General features: G+C 61.1%; 15 protein-coding genes. 8 read left to right on the top strand and 7 right to left on the bottom strand.

Translation table 11 applies throughout. The features are described 5' to 3' along the window. Nucleotides 1-179: 179 nt before the first annotated feature. The 3 genes from ABOK31_RS15575 to ABOK31_RS15565 are packed head-to-tail and all read left to right on the top strand — an operon-like array spanning nt 180 to nt 7896. On the top strand, nt 180-1676 hold the full coding sequence (locus ABOK31_RS15575) for an efflux RND transporter periplasmic adaptor subunit (protein ID WP_349956606.1): 1497 nt from the start codon (nt 180-182) through the stop codon (nt 1674-1676). Further along, on the top strand, nt 1673-4792 hold the full coding sequence (locus tag ABOK31_RS15570; RefSeq protein WP_349956605.1) for an efflux RND transporter permease subunit: 3120 nt from the start codon (nt 1673-1675) through the stop codon (nt 4790-4792). The genes ABOK31_RS15575 and ABOK31_RS15570 overlap by 4 nt, the downstream gene beginning before the upstream one ends. Further along, the gene (locus tag ABOK31_RS15565) at nt 4789-7896 is read left to right on the top strand and encodes an efflux RND transporter permease subunit (RefSeq protein ID WP_174173388.1); all 3108 of its coding nucleotides are present in this window, start codon (nt 4789-4791) and stop codon (nt 7894-7896) included. The genes ABOK31_RS15570 and ABOK31_RS15565 overlap by 4 nt, the downstream gene beginning before the upstream one ends. A 159-nt stretch (nt 7897-8055) precedes the next feature. On the opposite strand, the gene ABOK31_RS15560 is transcribed toward ABOK31_RS15565, so the two are convergent. Both ABOK31_RS15560 and ABOK31_RS15555 read right to left on the bottom strand, forming a co-directional pair. Further along, complete coding sequence (locus ABOK31_RS15560; RefSeq protein WP_349956604.1) at nt 8056-11205, bottom strand: efflux RND transporter permease subunit; 3150 nt, start codon at nt 11203-11205, stop codon at nt 8056-8058. Nucleotides 11206-11214: 9 nt separating this feature from the next. Beyond that, complete coding sequence (locus ABOK31_RS15555) at nt 11215-12414, bottom strand: efflux RND transporter periplasmic adaptor subunit (protein ID WP_349958966.1); 1200 nt, start codon at nt 12412-12414, stop codon at nt 11215-11217. A gap of 206 nt (nt 12415-12620) precedes the next feature. Here ABOK31_RS15555 and ABOK31_RS15550 point away from each other — a divergent pair, with 206 nt between their 5' ends. Further along, nucleotides 12621-13298, top strand: coding sequence for a TetR/AcrR family transcriptional regulator (locus ABOK31_RS15550; protein ID WP_349956603.1), 678 nt, complete (start codon nt 12621-12623; stop codon nt 13296-13298). A 207-nt stretch (nt 13299-13505) separates the two neighbouring features. Here the strand turns inward: ABOK31_RS15550 and ABOK31_RS15545 are convergent, their stop codons facing one another. The 3 genes from ABOK31_RS15545 to ABOK31_RS15535 form a co-directional block, all read right to left on the bottom strand. Beyond that, a complete protein-coding gene (locus tag ABOK31_RS15545; protein WP_349956602.1) occupies nt 13506-13745 on the bottom strand; it encodes a hypothetical protein in 240 nt (79 codons plus the stop codon). A 331-nt stretch (nt 13746-14076) separates the two neighbouring features. Continuing rightward, nucleotides 14077-14535, bottom strand: coding sequence for a helix-turn-helix transcriptional regulator (locus tag ABOK31_RS15540; RefSeq protein WP_349956601.1), 459 nt, complete (start codon nt 14533-14535; stop codon nt 14077-14079). A gap of 186 nt (nt 14536-14721) precedes the next feature. After that, nucleotides 14722-15030 (bottom strand): hypothetical protein, encoded by a 309-nt coding sequence (locus tag ABOK31_RS15535; protein WP_174178252.1) that lies wholly within the window; start codon nt 15028-15030, stop codon nt 14722-14724. 269 nt (nt 15031-15299) lie between these two features. Between ABOK31_RS15535 and ABOK31_RS15530 the strand changes: the two genes are divergently transcribed. The 4 genes from ABOK31_RS15530 (at nt 15300) to ABOK31_RS15515 (ending at nt 19413) form a co-directional block, all read left to right on the top strand. Further along, nucleotides 15300-16313, top strand: a complete 1014-nt coding sequence (locus ABOK31_RS15530; RefSeq protein WP_349956600.1) for an ABC transporter substrate-binding protein — start codon at nt 15300-15302, stop codon at nt 16311-16313. A 251-nt stretch (nt 16314-16564) separates the two neighbouring features. Then, nucleotides 16565-17578: an ABC transporter substrate-binding protein gene (locus ABOK31_RS15525; RefSeq protein WP_174178249.1), complete on the top strand. Its 1014-nt coding sequence runs from the start codon at nt 16565-16567 to the stop codon at nt 17576-17578. Between the two features lie 121 nt (nt 17579-17699). Further along, nucleotides 17700-18518, top strand: coding sequence for an ABC transporter ATP-binding protein (locus tag ABOK31_RS15520; protein ID WP_113359050.1), 819 nt, complete (start codon nt 17700-17702; stop codon nt 18516-18518). 13 nt (nt 18519-18531) lie between these two features. Further along, nucleotides 18532-19413 (top strand): ABC transporter permease, encoded by an 882-nt coding sequence (locus tag ABOK31_RS15515; protein WP_174178247.1) that lies wholly within the window; start codon nt 18532-18534, stop codon nt 19411-19413. 161 nt (nt 19414-19574) lie between these two features. On the opposite strand, the gene ABOK31_RS15510 is transcribed toward ABOK31_RS15515, so the two are convergent. After that, the gene (locus tag ABOK31_RS15510; RefSeq protein ID WP_349956599.1) at nt 19575-20990 is read right to left on the bottom strand and encodes a sensor histidine kinase; all 1416 of its coding nucleotides are present in this window, start codon (nt 20988-20990) and stop codon (nt 19575-19577) included. Continuing rightward, the gene (locus tag ABOK31_RS15505; RefSeq protein WP_075853561.1) at nt 20980-21648 is read right to left on the bottom strand and encodes a response regulator; all 669 of its coding nucleotides are present in this window, start codon (nt 21646-21648) and stop codon (nt 20980-20982) included. Before ABOK31_RS15505 ends, ABOK31_RS15510 begins: the two co-directional genes overlap by 11 nt. Nucleotides 21649-21671: the final 23 nt, after the last annotated feature.

Genomic DNA, 21671 nt, shown 5'->3' with positions numbered 1-21671 from the left:
CGCCTTGCAACCACAACCCTGGTTTTCGTCCAATATTACAGTTTGTTACGCTAAGTGGCGCTAAAATGGACAAAATTTAATGGCTATACCAAATTCCTAATCGGCATGATGCAAGCTAAAGTCGCGCCGTCAGTTTCGGGGGTCAGAGATCGCCCGAGGTCTTGAGGAAAGGTGTTTGGATGGCTCGGACATTTCGGGTCGTGGTGTGGCTGGCGGTAATCGGCGCTGTGGGATACGGTGCCTATGCGACCCGCGATCGTTGGCTTGCGCCGGCAGAAAAGCTGCTTGGCTATCAGAACGCTGCTGCACCCGGGGAGCAAGCCCAGGGTGGACGCCGTGGCGGCCAGGGGCAGGGCGGTGGCGGACGGCGCAGCATGTCGCAGTTCAGCGGGCCGGTTCCTGTGCTGGCTGCCGATGCGACGACGGCGGACGTGCCTGTCTACATCAATGGCGTGGGTTCGGTGAAGGCGCTGAATACCGTGACGGTGCGTGCGCAGGTCAATGGACGAATCGTCGAAATCAATTTCGTCGAGGGCCAGGATATCAAGAAGGGCGACATCATCGCCCGTATCGACGATTCCGTCTATAAGGCACAGCTCGACCAGGCAATCGCCAAGAAGGCGCAGGATGAAGCCTTGCTCGCGGGCGCCCAGCGCGATCTCGTCCGCTATCAGCTGATGGTGAAGAGCGCCTCCGGCACACAGCAGCAGGTCGACACGCAGACGTCATTGGTGGCGCAATATACCGCGCAGGTCCAGGTGGACGTGGCGTCCATCGAAAGTGCGCAGGCAACACTCGATTATACGACGATCAGAGCGGCCTTCGATGGGCGCACCGGCATTCGCAACGTCGATGTCGGCAATCTCGTCAGCTCGTCCGACACGACCGGTATCGTGACGCTCTCGCAGATCAAGCCGATCTCCGTGCTGTTTTCCATTCCGCAGCAGCAGCTTGCCCGCATCAACGCGGCAAGTGCGGCTGGGACGCTTGCCGTTCAGGCCATGGGCAATGATGGCGAGACGGTGGTCGATAATGGTTCGCTTGGCGTTGTCGACAATCAGGTGGATCCCACCACCGGCACGGTCAAGCTGAAGGCGAATTTCCCCAACGACAAGCTGGCGCTGTGGCCCGGCGCCTTCGTTAATGCCCGCCTGCTCGTCGAGACGCTGAAGGGCGTCACCGTCATTCCGAGCGGTGCCGTGCAGCGCGGACCGAACGGCACCTTCGTCTATATCATCGGCCAGGATCAGACCGTTGCGATGAAGCCGGTGAAGGTGCGCCAGCAGGACGATACGCTCGCCGTCATCGCCGATGGCGTCTCGCCTGGCGACAAGGTGGTGACAACAGGCTTCGCGCGGCTTCAGAATGGATCGAAGGTGCAGATTTCGGCCAATCCGGATCAGGCGTCGCCGGCTGCTCCCTCAACCGACAACAACGGGCAGCCGGTCGCTGAAAACGACTCGCAGAATAGCGGCGCTGGTACTGCAAATGCGAGCGAACGCCCGCATCGCCGCCACAATGGCCAGGGTGGTCAAGGTGGTCAGGGCGGTGCCGGCGGTCACAATGGCCATCGCGGCCAGGATGGTCAGCCTGCCGCCGGTGGCGCGCAAGGTGCGGATACGGGCAACGGCTCGGCCTCCAACAATTCCTCCGCCGCGCCGACACAGCAACAATGAACGTCTCGTCGCTCTTCATCTCCAGGCCGATCGCCACCTCGCTTCTCGGGGTAGCGGTTTTGTTGGGCGGCATTCTCGGCTTCCTGTTCCTGCCGGTCGCGCCGTTGCCGCAGGTGGATTTTCCGACGATCCAGGTGACGACGCAGCTTCCAGGCGCCGATCCCGACACGATGGCGGCGCTGGTGACGGCACCTCTGGAGCGACCGCTCGGACAGATCCCGTCGCTCGCCTCCATGACCTCGTCGAGCGCCTTCGGCATCAGCCGGATTACGCTGCAATTCGACCTCGGTCGCGATATCGATGGCGCCGCGCAGGATGTTCAGGCGGCGATCAACGCAGCCGGCTCGACCTTGCCGCGCACGCTTCCCTATCCGCCGACCTATTCGAAGGTGAACCCGGCCGATACGCCGATTGTGACGCTGGCCCTGCGTTCCAACAGCTATTCGATCCGCGAGCTCAGCGATTTCGCCGATACGATGATGGCCCAGCGCCTGAGCGAAGTGTCGGGGGTTGGTGACGTCAACATCCAGGGCGGCGTCAAGCCGGCCATCCGCATCCAGGTGGACCTGCCTCGCCTCGCCTCCTATGGGCTCGCTCTGGAAGATATCCGGTCGGCTATCACCAATGCCAGCGTTGCCGGCGCCAAGGGCTCGCTCGACGGCACGCAGCAGAGCTTCACGCTCGCGGCCAACGACCAGATCGTCGATCCCAATGTCTACAGATCCGTCATCATCGCCTATCGCAATAGTGCGCCGGTGCAATTGAAGGACGTCGCAACGGTCGTCGAGGGGCTGGAGAACAATCGCGTCGGCGCCTGGTATCAGGGCCAGCCCGCCGTCATTCTCGATATCATGCGCCAGCCAGGCGCCAACGTCATCCAGACGGTCGAGAATGTGCTGAAGCAGATTCCGAAGCTGAAGCAAGCCATGCCGGCCGGCGTTTCCCTTGATATCGTCAACGACCGCACCGAGACGATCCGGGCCTCGATCCATGACGTGCAATGGACGCTGGTCATCAGCATCGGTCTCGTCATCCTCGTGGTGCTGTTGTTCCTGCGGACGATGACGGCAACCTTCATTGCCGGCGTGGCGCTGCCGCTGTCGCTGATCGCGACCTTCGGCGTCATGTGGTTCGCCGGCTTCAGCCTCGACAATCTCTCGCTCATGGCGCTGACCATCGGCACCGGCTTCGTCGTCGACGACGCCATCGTCATGATCGAGAATATCGCCCGCCATATCGAGGAGGGCGAACATCCGATGCAGGCGGCGCTGAAGGGCGCCGGCGAGATCGGCTTCACGATCATTTCGCTGACGGTCTCGCTGGTTGCCGTCTTCATTCCGCTGCTCTTCATGACCGGTATTGTCGGGCGCATGTTCCGCGAATTCGCGCTGACGCTGACCATCGCCGTGGTCGTGTCGGCGATCGTTTCGTTGACGCTGACGCCGATGATGTGCGCGCGCATCCTGCGCAAGCCCAAGGAGCGTGAAGGCGGCTTCCTGGCCGGTGCCGACCGCTTCACGGACTGGATGATCGAAGGCTATCGGCGCAGCCTCGTCTGGGCCGTGGATCGCAGTGCGCTGATGCTCGTTATCACGGTGCTGACGCTGATAGCGACGATCGCGCTCTATGTCGTCATCCCCAAGGGCTTCTTGCCGGCGCAGGACACCGGCCTCATCACCGCCGTCATCGAGGCCGAGCCGACGACATCCTTCGAGACCATGAAGCAGATCCAGGCTGATGTGGCCGACCGGCTGCGCAAGGATCAGGATGTCAGCGGCGTGGTTTCCGTTATTGGCGCCAGCGCCAGCAATCTGACGCTGAATACCGGCAATCTCAGCCTGGTCTTGAAGCCGCGCAGCCAGCGCAACGCCTCCGCCGATCAGATCATCGACAGGATGCGCGGCGAGGTGACAGGCATGCCCGGCATCCACGTCACCTTCCAGAGCGTGCGCGACATCTCGATCAGCACCAGGGCCAGCCGCGCGCCCTACCAATATACCCTGACGGGCACGGACACGAACACAGTGGTCGATTGGTCGCAGAAGCTCGCCCAGCGCCTGCAGGAGAGCCCGAAGCTCATCGATGTCTCCTCCGAAGTTGAAATGGGCGGCGGTCGTATCTTCGTCGATGTCAATCGCGAGACTGCCTCACGGCTCGGCGTGTCGATGCAGGCTGTCAGCGATACGCTGAACGACGCCTTCGGCCAGCGGCAGATCGCGACGATCTACGGCCAGGCCAACCAGTACCGCGTCATCCTCGAGGCGGCACCGCAATATCAGTCGGATCCGAAATCGCTCGACAAGCTCTATGTCGCTGGCGCGAGCGACACGCAGGTGCCGCTGAATGCCTTCACGACCGCGACCTTCACGACGGCGCCGCTGGTCATCAGTCATGACGAGCAGTTCCCGGCCGTGACCCTCAGCTTCGATCTTGCCAAGGGAGCGTCGCTCAGCGACGCCGTCGCTGAGATCAAGGCGGCGGAACTGGATATCGGCATGCCCGACAATATCCAGCGCAAGTATTCGGGCGATGCCGAGGAATTCGCCTCGTCGCTTGCCGGCGAGCCCTGGCTGATTCTGGCGGCTGTCGTGACGATCTATATCGTGCTCGGCCTGCTCTATGAGAGCGCCGTCCATCCCGTGACAATCCTGTCGACGCTGCCTTCGGCCGGCGTCGGCGCGCTGCTGGCGCTGATGCTGTTCGGGCAGGATCTGTCGATCATCGCCCTGATCGGCATCGTGCTCCTGATGGGTATCGTCAAGAAGAATGCGATCATGATGATCGACTTCGCGCTGGAGGCGGAGCGCAAGGAAGGTCTCGAGCCGCGCGAGGCCATTTTGAAAGCCTCGATCCTGCGTTTCCGGCCGATCATGATGACGACGCTCGCAGCCCTTTTCGGCGCCCTGCCGCTGGCGCTCGCCCAGGGCACGGGCGCCGAGCTGCGCATTCCGCTTGGGATCACCATCATCGGCGGTCTCGTGCTCTCGCAGCTCCTGACGCTTTATACGACGCCGGTGATCTATCTCGCCTTCGAGCGCCTGCGCGCCAAGGTCGTCGGCCGCACCAGCGGCATGCCAAGCGCTGAGATGAACGACTTGGCGGGTGGCGAGACATGAACATCTCCGAGCCGTTCGTCAAACGCCCTGTCGGGACGACGCTTCTGGCGATCGGGCTGATGATCCTTGGTATCGTTGCCTATCGTTTCCTGCCTGTCGCGAGCCTGCCGACCGTGGACCTACCGACGATCGTCGTCTCCGCCAGCCGTCCAGGCGCCGATCCCGCCAGCATGGCGGCAAGCGTCGCGGCGCCGCTCGAACGTCATCTCGGCACCATTGCCGGCATCACGCAATTGACGTCGGTCAGCTCGCTCGGGTCGAGCAGTATCATCGCGCAATTCGATCTCTCGCGCAGCGTCGATGGCGCTGCCCAGGATGTGCAGGCGGCTCTGAACGCGGCGGCGACGGACCTGCCAGGCGATCTGCCGACATTGCCATCCTTCCGCAAGATCAACCCGGCCGCGGCACCCGTCCTGATCCTGGCGCTGACATCCGACAACGTTCCTGCGAGCGCCATCTATGATGCGGCCGACACGGTGGTCGTGCAGCGCATTTCGCAGGTGGATGGCGTCGGTGGCGTTACCGTCAGCGGCGCCGATCAGCCGGCGGTGCGCGTCAGGCTCGACCCCGATCGGCTCTCGGCCATGGGCCTGTCGCTCGACGCCGTCCGCACGGCGATCGTCAATGCCAGCGTGCTCGGACCGTTCGGTTCCATTGATGGAGCCGGAGGAGCTTTCTCCCTCGCCGTGAACAGCCAGTTGCGGACGCCGGAGGCCTACGGGCGGATCATCGTGCAGAGCGGCGACGGCACCGCCGTACGCCTCTCCGATATCGCCACCGTCGAGCCCGGCGTGCGCAACAGCCGCTCGGATGCCTGGTATGACGGCAAGCCGGCCGTGTTGCTCAACATCACCAAGCAGGCGGATGCGAACGTCATCGCCACCGTCGATGGCGTCAAGCAGCTGATCCCGGAGCTGCAGCGGCTCATTCCCGCCGGCGTCAAAATATCGATCCTTTCCGACCGCACCACGACGATCCATGCCAGCGTCAACGACATGCAGTGGACGCTGCTTGCCACCATCTGCCTGGTCATGGCCGTCGTCTTCGTGTTCCTGCGGCGCGCGACGCCGACTGTCGCTGCCGGTGTCACCGTGCCGCTGTCGCTTGCCGGCACTTTTGCCGCGATGTGGCTCTTCGGGCTGTCGATCGACAATCTCTCGCTGATGGCGCTTGCCGTCTCCGTCGGCTTCGTCGTCGACGACGCCATCGTCATGATCGAGAATATCTATGCCAATCTCGAAACCGGCATGAAGCCGATGCGGGCGGCGCTCGAAGGGGCGAAGCAGATCGGCTTCACGGTGGTTTCGATCAGCCTGTCGCTGCTCGCCGCCTTCATTCCGCTGTTCTTCATGGGCGGCATCGTCGGCCGCTTCTTCCAGACCTTCTCATTGACGCTCGGCTTCACCATCGTCGTTTCGACGCTGGTGTCGCTGACGCTGACGCCGATGATCTGCGGCCATCGCCTGCGCCAGCATGATGTTGATGCCCGGCCCGGCCTGTTCGGCCGCGTCGTCGAGGGCACGTTGGGCGCCATTACCGGCTTTTATGGCCGCACGCTGCGGGCGGTGCTGCATCACCGAGTGTTGTCGGTGCTCGTCATCATCGGCTGCGTGGTCATGTCGGGCTATCTCTACGTCAAGGTTCCGAAGGGCTTCATCCCGCAGGACGACACCGGCTTCATCCAGGGCGGAACGCAGGCGGCGACCGACATCTCCTATCCCGCCATGGTCAAGCTGCAGCAGCAGGCGGCGGATATCGCTTCGAAAGACCCGGCTGTTTCTGGCCTCGGCTCCTCCGTCGGCGGCGGCGGTTTTTCCAGTTCCATCAATCGCGGCCAGCTTTATATCTCGCTGAAGCCGGAATCGGAGCGGGCGTCGACGGCCGAGGTCATAGACCGGCTCCGCAAGCAGCTGATGGCTGTTCCAGGCCTCAGCACGTTCCTGTTTTCGCCCGGCGATATCCGGGCCGGCGCCCGCCAGTCGCAGTCGCAGTATCAGTTCACGATCTGGGGCGCGAACTATGACGAGCTGGTGGAATGGGCGCCCAAGTTGCTGGAGCGCCTGCAGGCGCTTCCGGGATTGACCGATGTTGCGACCGACAGGCAGCCCAACGGCCTGCAGGCGACCGTCAATATCGATCGCAGCCTCGCTTCCCAGCTTGGCGTCAACATTGAGTCCATCGATTCGGCGCTCAACAACGCCTTCGCGCAGCGGCAGATCTCGACGATCTATACGCAGCGCAATCAGTATCGTGTCGTGCTGGAGGCGGATCCCAACTATGCGCTCGATCCGCATGATATTTCCAAGCTCTACGTGCCAGCGTCTGGCGGCACGCAGGTGCCGCTGAGCGCGGTGGCGTCGATCGACCGGACGCTGGCGCCGCTGGTGGTCAATCACCAGGGCCAATATCCCTCCGTCACCATCTCCTACAATCTGGCGCTCAATACACCGCTGCAGGTGGCGAACGATGCCATCCAGAAGGCGGTGCTGGACATGCATCTGCCCGACACGCTGCATGCGGATTTTGCCGGCGATGCGGCGAGCGTCACGCAATCGTCCGGCAGCCAGCCGCTGCTGCTGCTGGCGGCATTGCTGACTGTTTATATCGTTCTCGGCATTCTCTACGAAAGCCTGGCGCATCCGCTGACGATCATCTCGACGCTGCCGTCTGCCGGCCTCGGTGCGCTGCTTGCACTCGCCATCAGCGGTACCGAACTAACGATCATCGCCTTCATCGGCATCATCCTCTTGATCGGCATCGTCAAGAAGAACGGCATCATGATGGTAGATTTTGCGCTGCAGGGCGAGCGTACGCTCGGTCTGTCTTCGGAGGAGGCGATCTATCAGGCATGCCTCAAGCGTTTCCGGCCGATCCTGATGACGACGCTTGCCGCCTTGATGGGCGCCATTCCGCTGATCATCGCGACCGGTCCGGGCTCGGAGCTGCGCCGCCCGCTCGGCATCACCATCGTCGGCGGTCTTGTCGTCTCGCAGGTGCTGACGCTCTATACGACGCCGATCATCTATCTGATGCTTGCCAAGCTACATGCGAAATGGTCGCCGAAGCCGCAGCCTGCCGCGCCGGTTCCGGCTTCCTCAAGCTGAAACGGTCCCAGCTTACGCATTGCAGATCTTGTTCCTGCCGCTGTTTCCGATTCCCATTGAGCCAGGAAAGCAAAAGGCTCCGGTGTTACACCGGAGCCTTTTGTTCGAGTCTGGATTAAAACCACCCGCTTCTCGATGCTGAGGGCGGGCGGCGTTTATTTAGTGCGTGGTGCCGCTATCGGGCGCTGGCGTCTCCTGCGTCGTCACCGGGCCGACCCTGCCTTTGAAGATACGGCGGACGGAGACGAAGAGCAGCGGGATGAAGAAGACGCCGAGGACGGTCGCCGAGATCATACCGCCCATGACGCCGATGCCGATCGAGTTCTGGCTGCCGGAGCCGGCCCCATTGGCGATCGCCAGCGGCAGCACGCCGAGGATGAAGGCAAGCGAGGTCATCAGGATCGGCCGCAGGCGCTGACGGGCCGCCACCAGCGTCGCGTCGATCAGGTTCTTACCCTGGTTCTGCTGTTCGATGGCGAATTCGACGATCAGGATGGCGTTCTTGGCCGCCAGGCCGATGGTCGTCAGCAGACCGACCTTGAAATAGACGTCGTTCGACTGGCCAAACAGGGTCGCGGCCAAGAGCGCGCCGAAGATGCCGATCGGCACCGACAGCATGACGGCGAGTGGGATCGACCAGCTTTCATAAAGGGCGGCGAGCGCCAGGAAGACGACGAGGATCGAGATCGCATAGAGCTGGCTTGCCTGATTGCCGGAGAGCTTTTCCTGGGCCGACAGGCTGGTCCACTCATGGCTGAAGCCGGGCGGCAGGGTCGCCATGATCCTGTCGATCTCGTTCATGGCATCACCCGAGGAGACCCCCGGTGCGGCCGAGCCCTGGATTTCGACGGCCGACGAGCCGTTATAGCGTTCCAGACGCGGCGAACCATAGGTCCATTCGCCGTTCGAGAAGGCCGAGAACGGCACCATGTCGCCACCGGAGTTACGCACATACCAGCGGCCGAAGTCCTCCGGCTGCATGCGGAAGTCCTTATCCGCCTGCACGTAAACCTTCTTGACGCGGCCGCGGTCGATGAAGTCGTTGACGTAGGTGCCGCCCCACGCCGTCGATAGCGTCGTGTCGATGTCAGAGAGCGTGATATTGAGCGCGCTCGCCTTTTCCTGATCGATGTTGACAGAATATTGCGGCGTATCTTCCTGTCCATTCGGACGGGTGCCGAAGAGCTTCGGATTCTTGGCGGCGGCGCCGAGCAACTGGTTGCGCGCCTGGATGAGTGCGGCATGGCCGGCGCCATTGATATCCTTGATGAAGAAGTCGAAACCGCTCGAGCTGCCGAAGCCGGGGATTGCCGGCGGAGCCAGTGCGAAGACGCTGCCGTCCTTGATCTTCGAGAAGGCGCCCATCGCACGGCCGGCAATGGCCTGAGCCTTCGACTGCGGCGTCTTGCGCTGATCGAAGTCCTTCAATCGGACGAAGACAATACCGACGTTCTGGCCCTGGCCGCTGAAGCCGAAACCTGCGACGGCAAACGCACCTTCGACATAATCCTTCTCGTTGTTGAGATAGTAGTCCTTGACCTGGTTAAGCACGGTCCAGGTTCGGGAATCCGTCGCACCCGGGGGTAGCTGGATCGCCGTCAGAAGGATGCCCTGGTCTTCATCCGGCAAGAAGGAACTCGGAAGACGATTGAAGAGGTAGGCAACGCCGCCGCCGATGACGACGAAGATGAGCAGGAAGACGATGCTCAGGCGGATCATGCCGTGCACGCCGCGCTGGTAGCGATGCGTCGCCCGCTCGAAGTTGCGGTTGAACCAGCCGAAGGCGCCCTTTTCCTTCGCCCCATGCTTGGGCTTTCTGAGAATAGTGGCGCAAAGGGCTGGGGTCAGGATCAGAGCGACGATGACCGACAACACCATGGCCGAGACGATCGTCACCGAGAACTGGCGGTAGATGATGCCGACCGAACCGGAGAAGAAGGCCATCGGAATGAACACGGCCGACAAGACCGTGGCGATGCCGATCAGCGCGCCGGTGATTTCCTGCATCGACTTGATCGTCGCCTCGCGCGGCGACAATCCCTCTTCCTCCATGACGCGTTCGACGTTCTCGACGACGACGATGGCGTCATCGACCAACAGGCCGATGGCGAGCACCATGCCGAACATGGTCAATGTATTGATCGAGTATCCGAAGAGCGCCAGCACGCCGAAGGTGCCGAGCAGGACGACCGGGACGGCGAGCGTCGGGATCAGCGTGGCGCGGATGTTCTGCAGGAAGACGAACATGACGATGAAGACGAGCACGATGGCTTCGAACAGCGTCTTGACCACGTCCTCGATCGACAGCTTCACGAAGGGCGTCGTATCGTAGGGATAGACCACTTCGACGTTCGGCGGCAGGGTCTGGCTCAGATTGTTGATGGCCGTTCTGACCGCTTCCGCCGTGTTGATGGCATTCGCGCCGGAGGCGAGCATGACGGCAAGACCGGCCGAAGGATGACCGTTATAGGTGCTCGACGTCGTGTAGCTTTCCGCTCCGAGCTCGACGGTGGCGACATCGTTGAGACGGACGAGCGAGCCGTTGGACTGGCTCTTCAGGATGATGTTTTCGAATTGCTCAGGCGTCTGCAGGCGGCTTTTGGCGGTTACCGTCGCGTTCAGCTGTTGACCCTTGCGTTGCGGCAGGGCACCGAGCTGACCGGCCGAAACCTGTGAATTCTGTGCCTGGATCGCGGTGGTGACGTCGCTCACCATCAGCTGATACTTGGCGAGTTTGTCGGGATCGACCCAGATGCGCATGGCGTATCCGGAGCCGAAAATCTGCGTGTTGCCAACGCCTTCGATACGTTTCAGCGTATCGTTGAGCGTGCTCGAAACGTAGTCGGCGAGGTCGTTTGAATTGAGCTTGCCGTCCTTCGATACGAAACCGACGACCATGAGGAAGTTCGAAGTCGATTTGGAAACGACGATACCGCTTGTCTGGACCGTCGTCGGCAATTGCGCGGTGACGAGCTGCAGCTTGTTCTGCACCTGCATCTGCGCAACGTCCGAATCCGCCTTGTTGTTAAAGGTCAGCGAGATCGATGCCTGGCCGGTCGAGGTCGACGTCGAGGTCATGTAGTCAAGATTATCGATGCCGGTCATGCCCTGCTCGATGACCTTGGTCACCGAGTTTTCGACGGTTGCGGCGTCTGCGCCCGAATAGGTCGCGGAAATGCTCACCGTTGTCGGTGCGATCTGCGGATATTGCGAGATCGACAGGGTGAAGATCGACAGCGCACCCGCCAGCATGATGACGATGGCGATAACCCAGGCAAAGATCGGCCGGTCAATGAAGAAACGAGACATTGAACCACCTCACTTCTGAGCGCCGGAGGCGGCTTTGGTATCTGTCTTTTCCAACCCGGCCTGCTCCGTTGACGGCTTGCTGTCGGCTGCGGCCTGCTTTAATTCGCCGGTCGCATCATCGATGGTCACAGGAGAGACATTGACTTCCTGCCCGTCGCGGATGCGCTGGACGCCTTCGACGACAACGCGATCGCCGTCGGCGACCCCTTGATTGACGAGCCAGCTGTTGCCGATGCTGCGCTCCACCTTCAAGACCCGCTGCTGCACCTTGCCCTCGGCTGTCACGAACATGGCGATCGGTTCGCCCTTCGTGTTGCGCGTCACGGCGCGCTGCGGCACCAGGAAGCTGTTTTCGGCAATGCCTTCCTGAATAGTCGCGCGCACATACATGCCGGGCAGCAGAACACGGTCGGGATTGGGGAAGACGGCGCGGACGGTAATGGTGCCGACGGCTTCGGCGACGGAGGATTCCGCAAACTCCAGCTTGCCGGTTTCCTTGTATTGGCTGCCGTCTTCAAGCGTCAGATGCACGGAGACATTGTCGCCGCTTGTCTTCAGCCGGCCGTCGGTGACGGCGCGGCGGAATTCGAGCAGATTGGTGCTCGACTGTGTCACATCGACATTGATCGGATCGAGCTGACGAATGGTGGTCAGCGCCGTCGTTTGCTCGGCAGTGACGAGGGCGCCGACCGTGACGGCCGAAGCATCGACGCGGCCGCCGATCGGCGCGCGCATCTTGGTGTAGTTGAGATTGATACGCGCCGTCTCCAGGGCGGCTCTCGCCGATGCCACGTCGGCATTCGCCTGAGCCAAAGTGGAAAGTGCGTCATCCAGATTTTGCTTGCTGACCGCGTCCTGCGCCGTCAGGCTCTTATAGCGATCTACTTTCGACTGGGCGCTGGGCACGGCTCCTTCCGCCTTTTGCAGGGCGGCAGTGGCGCTGTCATAGGATGCCTGGAAGGAGGCCGGATCGATCTCGTAGAGGACATCGCCCGCGTTGACCTCGCTGCCTTCCTTGAAGTTGCGGCTGCGGATGATGCCACCGACCTGCGGCCGCACTTCGGCGACGAGGTAGGCGCTGGTGCGGCCAGGCAGTTCGGCGGTGATGGCGACGGATTGCGGATGCAGCGCCATTGCGCTGACTTCCGTCTTGACGACGGGAGTAGTGTTCTGGGCGGAATTCTGCTGGTTGCAGCTTGCCAGCAACATCGCAGCGACAATTCCGGCGGCGGTCAGCGAGCCGCGGCCAACCGAAAGGCGGGCGGATATCACTGGAGATGCGAGTGCAGAAGTGGGAGGGGCGAGCTTTCGCACGTTGCTATTTCCTGTTGCCTTATTTATAGTACCAAGTCGTACAGAAAATATTTGTACTGCTTCAAATGTCAATCGTATTCGGCTGTTGGGGTCAAGACGGTGTGCTGACAAAGGAACGAACAGCCAAGGCCGATCAGGTCGCCAAGCGCCGCCCTCGCGGTCGTCCGAAGACTGTGAACGACGATGCGCGCCGCGCGGAGATCGTTGCGGAGGCGCGCGCGACCTTCTACGAGCTGGGTTACGGCGGCACAACTATGGATCTGGTTGCTGCCCGATGCCGGATTTCTAAGCAGACCCTCTACAGGTTGTTTCCAAGCAAGACCGATCTCTTCACAGCCATTATTGCCGAGCATCGTGCATCCATGCTGGCCTTGCCGCGGCCTGCGGATGAGAATTTGCCGTTCGACAAGGCGCTCGAGCTGATATTCATGATCGACATCGATGAAGACCAGGAGCGCGAACGGGACGCCTTCATTCACCTTGCCATCAGCGAATCGCAGCAATCTCCGGAGATCGCGACGCTGATGCACACTTATGGCGCCAGACAATCACAGCGGATGCTGGCGGATTGGCTTATCGAACAGCAGCGGCGTGGCCTGATCGAAATTGCTGATCCGGCAAGCGGCGCGCGCATGTTGATGAGCATGATCTTCGATGCGATGATTTCGAGGCCGGGCCATCCGAAGGATTGGACGGACCGCGAAACGCGGTTGCGCCATGTGCGCCATTGCATCGCGATTTTTACCGCGGGCGTCCAGCCGCGCAAAGCCGGTCGCTGAGGCGCATCGCGATCTTTCGGATTCGCGTCCGCGTTTGGGTCCTTGAGTTTGCGCATGTTTTTGTCGCAAGGCCGCTGCAGACTTTGGCGCGACCTGCTTTCGGCCTGTTGTCCCGACAATCCCGGCTGACAAAAGAAAAATGCCGATATGGCTGCTGAGCCATACCGGCACCGTTCCGTATCCGGCAAAGGCCGGGATTACTTTAATTCAGTGTGCCACCACGTTTGCTGTGTCCGTTCCCTCTTCGAACAAGGGATTGGGCAAGCCATTTTCATACATTTCCTGCAGCACGGCCCCGAGTGCCAAATCCAGGCACCAGACCGGGAATTCCGCATTCAGGTTCTTGGCGCTCTGCCGTGCATAAGTGATGAGCCGAGCGATTGATGCCAGTTCCTTGAGCGAGTCCGGATCCTGGTATGATGCGTCGATCGGAAGTGCTGCTGTCATTTCGTACCCTCTATTGCCCCCGTTCCCGACAGACGAATCGTGTCTGGCCGGGAACATGAGCAAACCGTAACGAAAGTTTTGCAGCTTGGCGCGTGACATGCGGCGTGACACGATGCGTGATTGCGGCAAAATTTTGATTTTGCAATTTCAGGGCGTGAAATACGTCATGCAAAGGATAGGGAGGGGCGTCGCGTCGAACATTTGCGTCCAAAGCCGGCCCGGTATTTCCGCTATCAGCGAGATTTTCGTGTCGCCAGGACATCGACCTTTCAGCTTGATTTCAGTCGATGCCGGGCTGGCCGAGTTGAAATGTTCGGTGGGAGCTTAGGCTCTAGTTGCGCAGGCCGACCGATACGTTTGATGCGCGCGGAAGGTGATCCGGCAATACGTCGGAAGTATTTGCCAGCGATTTGATCAGCGTCAGCACCGACTGGCGAACGCTCGGATCGTTGATCTTCATGAACGCCTTGTTGAGGCTCAGGCCTTCTTTGGACGTCAGGAAATCCGACAGATCCTCAAGGCCGTTGATTGCGCCGAGGCCATCGGTGTTCAGCGGCTGCGAATTGTCCTGCTGGAAGAAGAAGGCAACCGGTACGGCGAGCACGCTGGCGATGGCCTGCAGCCGGCTTGCGCCGATACGATTGGTGCCCTTTTCGTATTTTTGTACCTGCTGAAACGTCACGCCGATCTGTTCGGCAAGCCGCTCCTGGCTCATGCCAAGCATAAGACGGCGCGTGCGCACGCGAGAGCCTACATAGGCATCGATCGGGTTCGGTACTTTTGCACTCACTGCGCAATCTCCTTATTCATATAGGGCTGGTGGACTACACCATACTTTGACCCTTCATGATAAAGGGCGCGTGCTCTATCTGCCCGCAAAATGTGCGTTAAATGTGGGTGGAGTTCAACTAAAAGTCTTTTTATGTTAAGTTTTGTAACTCCGTACACGCATAAACCGCAGAAAAGCCGATTCGCGTCAATGCGGATTGAAGACGGAGGACGGCTTGCAATTATAGACGGGGCAAACCGGGTTATCCCTCGTCGGCACGTAGCTGCGGCCGGCATAGTCGGATATGTCGCATTGCGCGCTGTCGGCCACATAGCGATCGTAGAGAACCGGGCCGCCGCGAGGCGCAGGATAGCGCAATATCACTGCACGTTCGGCGGCGATCAGTTGCTGCACCGATGTGCAGGTTTTGCCGAGCGACTCGTAGCGGGAAATTGCCGATGCCGGCCCGGCTATAGCAATCACCGTCAGAATAAGGGCTGCGGCAATGATCCTCATCGATGGTTTCTCCCAGCCAAAGCGCTCAATCTAAAATAGTCGTCATACGGGAAATACCAAGATGCAGTGATGCTTCCCGTTGTACGGCGAGCCGGTTCTCGTTGATCGGGTGTCAGCGGCAACGACCGTCCCGAAACGAACTGCCAACAGGCAACGAGTTGCTTTCAGCTCAATGAAAGGTTGGGCGTGCATGTCTCTCTCGCTTCAGGAGGAAGCGCGTACCGTGCGTTGTCAATCGACGCCGGTACACAAATGGAGAGGAGGACTTCATGCGTGCATCCAGCATTCTCAGATATTCCGCGGCTTTTTCCATTGCGGTAGCCGCCGCCGGTTTTGCGGCAACGGCGGCACGGGCGGCCGACAAGATTTCCATCATGGTGGGCGGTTACGAAAAGCAGATCTATCTGCCGGCCAAGCTTGCCGAAGGGCTCGGCTATTTCAAAGACGAGGGTCTGAACGTCGAGCTTCTCAATGAGCCCGCCGGCGTCGATGCCGAGAACGAAATGCTCGCAGGTGCCGTCCAGGGTGTCGTCGGATTCTATGACCATTGCATCGATCTTCAGGGCAAGGGCAAGTTCGTCGAATCCGTCGTGCAGTTCAGCCAGGCGCCCGGCGAGGTCGAGTTGGTGTCGGCCAAGCATCCGGAAATCAAGTCACCAGCCGATTTCAAGGGCAAGAGCCTCGGCGTCACCGGCCTCGGATCTTCGACCAACTTCCTGACGCAATATCTGGCCGTCAAGGCCGGCCTGAAGCTCGGGGAATTCACCTCCGTGCCGGTCGGTGCCGGTCAGACTTTCATTGCCGCCATGCAACAGGATGCCATCCAGGCCGGCATGACGACGGAGCCGACGGTCTCGCGTCTCTTGAAAACGGGGGAAGCCAAGGTTCTCATCGACATGCGCACGATGGACGGAACGAGGGCTGTGCTCGGTGGAACCTATCCGGCTGCGTCCCTCTACATGCAAGAGTCGTGGGTCAAGGATCACAAGGAGGAGGTGCAGAAGCTTGCGAATGCCTTCGTCAAGACGCTGCATTTCATCAATACCCACTCGGCCGCCGAGATCGCCGACAAGATGCCGAAAGACTTCTATGTCGGTGATAAGGACGGCTATGTGAAGGCGCTCGAAAACGGCAAGGCCATGTTCACCCCCGATGGCGTCATGCCCGAAGATGGTCCGAAAACCGTTCTTGCCGTTCTCTCCGAGTTTTCAAAGAACGTGCAGGGCAAGACGATCGACCTGTCGAAGACCTATACGACCGAATTCGTCAAGAACACCAAATAGTCTGTAGTATCGTTTCCGGCGCTGACCGGACACTTCGGGCTTTAAGTTCCATCCCGAAGTAGAAGACTATCGCCGGCGGCCATATTTGCGCTGCCGGCGCTCATGAAATAAAATTGCAATGTCGCCCAACAGGAATCGTGCACTGAAAGCTGACTGAAAGGTTGCTCACGCTAGGTTTGCTGAGCTTCGTGGAGGAAGCATATTTTCTGCAGCGTCGAATGACGCAACGATTCAAACAGGAGGAGACATTGATGCGTCCATCGCGCACCTTTTTTCATACCGTAGCCCTTTCCCTCGTCATGACTGCAGCTTCCTTTGCTGCCACGGCCGCCAATGCTGCCGACAAGATTTCCATTATGGTGGGCGGCTACGAAAAGCAGATCTATCTGCCGGCCAAGCTCGCAGAATCCCTCGGTTACTTCAAGGATGAAGGCCTCGACGTCGAGCTTCTCAACGAATCCGCCGGTGTCGATGCTGAAAACCAGCTGCTCGCCGGTGCCGTTCAGGGCGTCGTCGGCTTCTACGACCACTGTGTCGACCTGCAGGCCAAGGGCAAGTTCATCAAGTCCGTCGTGCAGTTCAGCCAGGCTCCGGGTGAAGTCGAGCTGGTTTCGGCCAAGTATCCCGATATCAAGTCGTTCGCCGACCTCAAGGGCAAGCGCGCCGGCGTCACCGGCCTCGGCTCGTCGACCAACTTCCTGACGCTCTACATGGCGTCGAAGGCTGGTCTCTCTCCGGCCGATATCACGCCCGTTCCGGTCGGCGCCGGCCAGACCTTCATCGCCGCCATGCAGCAGGACGCCATCCAGGTGGGCATGACCACCGAGCCGACGATCTCGCGTCTGCTCAAGACGGGCGAAGCCAAGATCCTCGTCGATCTGCGCACGCTGAAGGGCACCGAAGCAGCGCTCGGCGGTACCTATCCGGCCGCATCGCTCTATATGGATGCCGCATGGGTCGACGCACATAAGGAAGAGGTGCAGAAGCTTGCGAACGCTTTCGTCAAGACGCTGCGCTTCATCAACACGCATTCTGCCGCTGAAATTGCCGACAAGATGCCGAAGGACTTCTACGTCGGCGACAAGGACGGCTATATCAAGGCTCTCGACGCCGGCAAGGAAATGTTCACGGCCGACGGCGTGATGCCGGAAGATGGTCCGAAGACCGTGCTCGCCGTGCTCTCGCAGTTCTCCAAGAACGTCAAGGGCAAGACGATCGACCTGTCGAAGACCTACACGACGGAATTCGTGAAGAACGTCAAGTAAGCAGTCATAACGCCGCTTCCGGCCAGTTTTCAGACAGGTTCCGGAAGCGGCAGTTCAAGGGACTTTACAGTTCACTGGGCTTTGCGTGCACGCCCTGAAGGCACGCGTCAGGATCAGCACCATGCAACAGGATGAACGCCGCACCCCGGCGATCGAGCTCATCAATGTCAGCCGCCGTTTCGTATCGCCGACCGGCAAGTCGTTGACCGCACTGCGCGATTTCAACATGACGGTCGAGCGCGGCGAATTCGTCGCCGTTGTGGGCCCCACGGGCTGCGGCAAGTCGACGACGCTCAATCTCGTTACCGGCCTTGCCAAGCCGAGCGCCGGCGAAGTCCGCCTGATGGGCGGCCCGGTCAACGGCATTGATCCGCGCGTCGGCTTCGCCTTCCAGACGGATGCGCTCTTTCCCTGGAAGAACGTCATCGAAAACGTCATGGCCGGTCCGCTGTTTCGCGGCAAGTCCAAGGCCGAGGCCGAAAAGATGGCCAAGGACTGGCTCGCCCGCGTCGGCCTTTCGAAGTTCCTGCATCACTATCCGCATCAGCTCTCGGGCGGCATGCGCAAGCGCGTCTCGCTGGCGCAGACCTTCATCAACGAGCCGGAAATCCTGTTGATGGACGAGCCCTTCTCGGCGCTCGACGTGCAGACCCGCACGGTCATGCATGAAGAGCTCCTGAAGCTCTGGGCCGAACGCCAGGCGTCCGTCGTCTTCGTGACGCACGATCTCGAAGAAGCAGTGGCGCTTGCCGACAAGGTCTATGTGCTGACGGCCGGTCCGGCGACGGTGAAATCGGTCTACACGATCGACCTGCCGCGCCCGCGCGTCGTCTCCGAGATCCGCTACGAGCAGAACTTCATTGATTATTGCAAGACGATCTGGGACGACCTTCGTGAAGAGGTCGAGACCAGCTATCGCCGTGCCGCGGAAGCGGCATAAGGGAGGATTGATCATGGCAAACACAGCTCTCGAAGCAGGCAACGCCCCGATCTTCCGCGCCGGCACCTCGGATGCGGAAATCGAAGCCGCGGCCCTGAAGGCGCTCGCTCGCCGCAAATACGTCGTGGTGGCTTGGCAGATCGGCATTCTGCTCGCCATTATCGGCCTCTGGCAGCTCGCCTCGGACCTGCACTGGATCGACCCGTTCTTCTATTCGAGCCCGTATGGCATCGCCTTGCGCCTGTGGGAATGGGTTGTCGACGGCACGGAAAGCGGTTCGCTCTGGTATCATCTCGGCGTCACCATGGAAGAAGCGCTGATCGGCTTCATCATCGGTTCGGTCACCGGCGTTCTCGTCGGCGTCGCCCTTGGCCGCAACAAGCTGGCTTCCGATATCCTGTCGATCTACATCAAGGCGATCAACTCGATCCCGCGCGTCGTTCTCGCGCCGATCTTCGTGATGATCATGGGTCTCGGCCTGCCGTCCAAGGTGGCGCTTGCCTTCATCATGGTGTTCTTCGTCGTGTTCGCCAATGCCTTCCAGGGCGTTCGCGAAGCCGACCGCAACATGATCGCCAATGCCCGCATCCTCGGCGCCTCCAACTGGCAGGTGACCCGCAATGTCATCCTGCCGTCGGCAATGAGCTGGATTTTTGCAAGCCTGCACATCTCCTTCTCCTTCGCCATCATCGGCGCCATTGTCGGTGAGTTCGTCGGATCGCTGGCCGGTATCGGCTACCTGATCTCGATCGCCAAGGGCACCTACGATGCGGCCGGCCTCTATGCTGCGATCATCCTGGTGATGGTGGTGACGCTCGGCGCCGAATACGTGATGACGCTCATCGAGAACCGCATCACCCGCTGGCGTCCGCAGCAAAGCCTCGACACACACTAAGCGTTGGTTTTCTGGTACCTCCCAAGGCCAGGGGCCGGGCATCTTTGCCCGGCCTTTTTGTTGTGTGTCCATAGTAGTCCCCTCTCCCCGCTTGCGGGGAGAGGGGACTACTCCGCGGTTGCCGCGCTCGACAACCAAGGACTGCGATTTAACTTCACCGTTCAAACCGCCGGCAATCGCACGCTGACCAGCAGGCCGCCACCGGCCGTCTCGCCAAGCGTGACCGAGCCGCCGGCGCCGTCGACCACTTCGCGGACGATGGCAAGGCCGAGGCCGCTGCCTTCCGGCTCGGTGCCCATGATGCGATAGAAGCGTTCGAAGACCTGTGCGCGTTCGGCTTCCGGGATGCCGGGTCCGTTATCCTCGACCCATAGCAGAGCCGTATCGCCTTCCCGGCCGATGCCGACCGTCACACGCCCCCCTGCCTGCGTGTAGCGGAGTGCGTTGTCGACGAGGTTGACCAGCATCTCGCGCAGCATGGTGCCGTCGCCTTCGATATGCACCGGCGTCTCATCGGCCTCCAGCCCGAGATCGATATTGCGGCGCAAGGCTTCCTCGGCCAGCGTTTCCAGCACCCGCCGGGCGGTTTCTGCAAGATCGATCGTGTCGTTGCGCGGCCGGCGGCTGCCGGGTTCGGCGCGCGAGAGCGTCAGGAGCTGACTGGCAAGCCGCGTGACCTGCCGCGTGCTGGAACGCAACGCCGTCAGCGCCTCGTCGCGCCTGATATTGTCGGTTTCGCGGGCGGCAAAGCTCGCCTGGGTCGAGATCAGAGCAAGCGGTGTGCGCAGCTGGTGGGCGGCATTCGAGACGAAGCGGCGTTGCGCCGCCATCTGGTTCTGTACCCGCTCCATATGATCGTTGAGGGCGTGGACGAGCGGCCGGAGCTCGTTCTGCACCATGTGAGGGTCCAGCGGATCGAGGCGCTGGCGGCCGCGCTCGCGCACGGCGTCACGTAGGCGCAGCACCGGAGCGAGGCCGCGCTGTAGGCCGACGATGGTCACTAGGCCGGCAAGCAGGACAAGCGCGAGCTGTTTGGTGAAATCGGAAAGCCACAGCCTGCGGCGCATGGCATATTGGCTATTGTGGGTGATGGCAACGGCGACGGAAATCGTGCCGTCTTGGTCGAGGCCGACCACCGGGTGGCTGAGCATGAGCACGCGGACACCGTCGGTCCGAAAGACCCGGTCTTCGCCGGTCAGGTCTCGCTTCGGCCGTGGCAGATCGGGAAAGCCGGCGATGAGGTTGCCCCAGGCAGTCACGACCTGGTAGAAGACGCGGTCGCCATAGCCGGTATCGAACATCTCCAAAGCTGCAGGCGGAATGTCGATCTGCACCGTGCCGCTGGCATCGACACGCACGGCCTCGGCGATCACGCGTGCCGAGGCAAGCAAGGTGTGATCGGTGACGAGATTGGCCGTCGCGTCGGCCGAACGGAAGCTCAGATAAAGGTTGATGCAGATCGCGCCGATCAGGGTCAGCACGACCCAGGCGAAGAGTTGCGCACGCAGGCTCGTCGTCACCGCACCGACGGCGCGGCTCAGGATTCCCTTGGATGGTGAAGCCTCATCATTGTGCATGGCGGAGGAGGTAGCCGAGGCCGCGCAGCGTCGCGATCTGCACGGTGCTGCCTTCGAGCTTCTTGCGGACGCGATGCACATAGATTTCGATGGCGCTGGTGTCGGCGAGATCGTCAAAGCCGAAGACGCTTTCCGAGAGCGTCGCCTTGGTGACGGTGGTGCCGGCCTTCATGACCAGATGTTCGAGTACGGCGTGCTCCCGCGGCGTCAGCGCCAGGGATTCGCCGGCCAGATAGAATTGTCTAGTGCCGCCATCGAATACCAGGTCGCCGACGGCGATCTCGGGGGCGGCGCGGTCGTGGCCGCGACGGACGGCCGCGCGGATGCGGGCTTCCAATTCGGCAATCTCGAAGGGTTTTGCCAGATAATCGTCGGCGCCGCTGTCGAGGCCGGCGACCCGACCATCGAGGCTGGCATTGGCGGTCAGGATGATAACGGGCACCTTGTTGCCGCTCTGGCGCAGGCGTTTCAGCAGCGTCAGCCCATCCATTTTCGGCAGCGACAGATCGAGGATGACGATGGCGTAGGCCGCCACTTTCAGCATGTGTTCGGCATCTTCGCCGTCATAGGCGATGTCGACGACATATTGCGCCTGACGCAGCGCCTTGCCGAGCCAGGACGCCAGTTCGCGGTTGTCTTCGACGATCAGGAGCCTCATGCAGCGACTATACAGCAAGTGTC

The sequence above is a fragment of the Rhizobium sp. ZPR4 genome (genome assembly GCF_040215725.1).
Lineage (GTDB): Bacteria > Pseudomonadota > Alphaproteobacteria > Rhizobiales > Rhizobiaceae > Rhizobium > Rhizobium rhizogenes_D.
The sequence above is the reverse complement of the archived record's forward strand: the minus strand, read 5'-3'. Positions and strand labels throughout refer to the sequence as shown.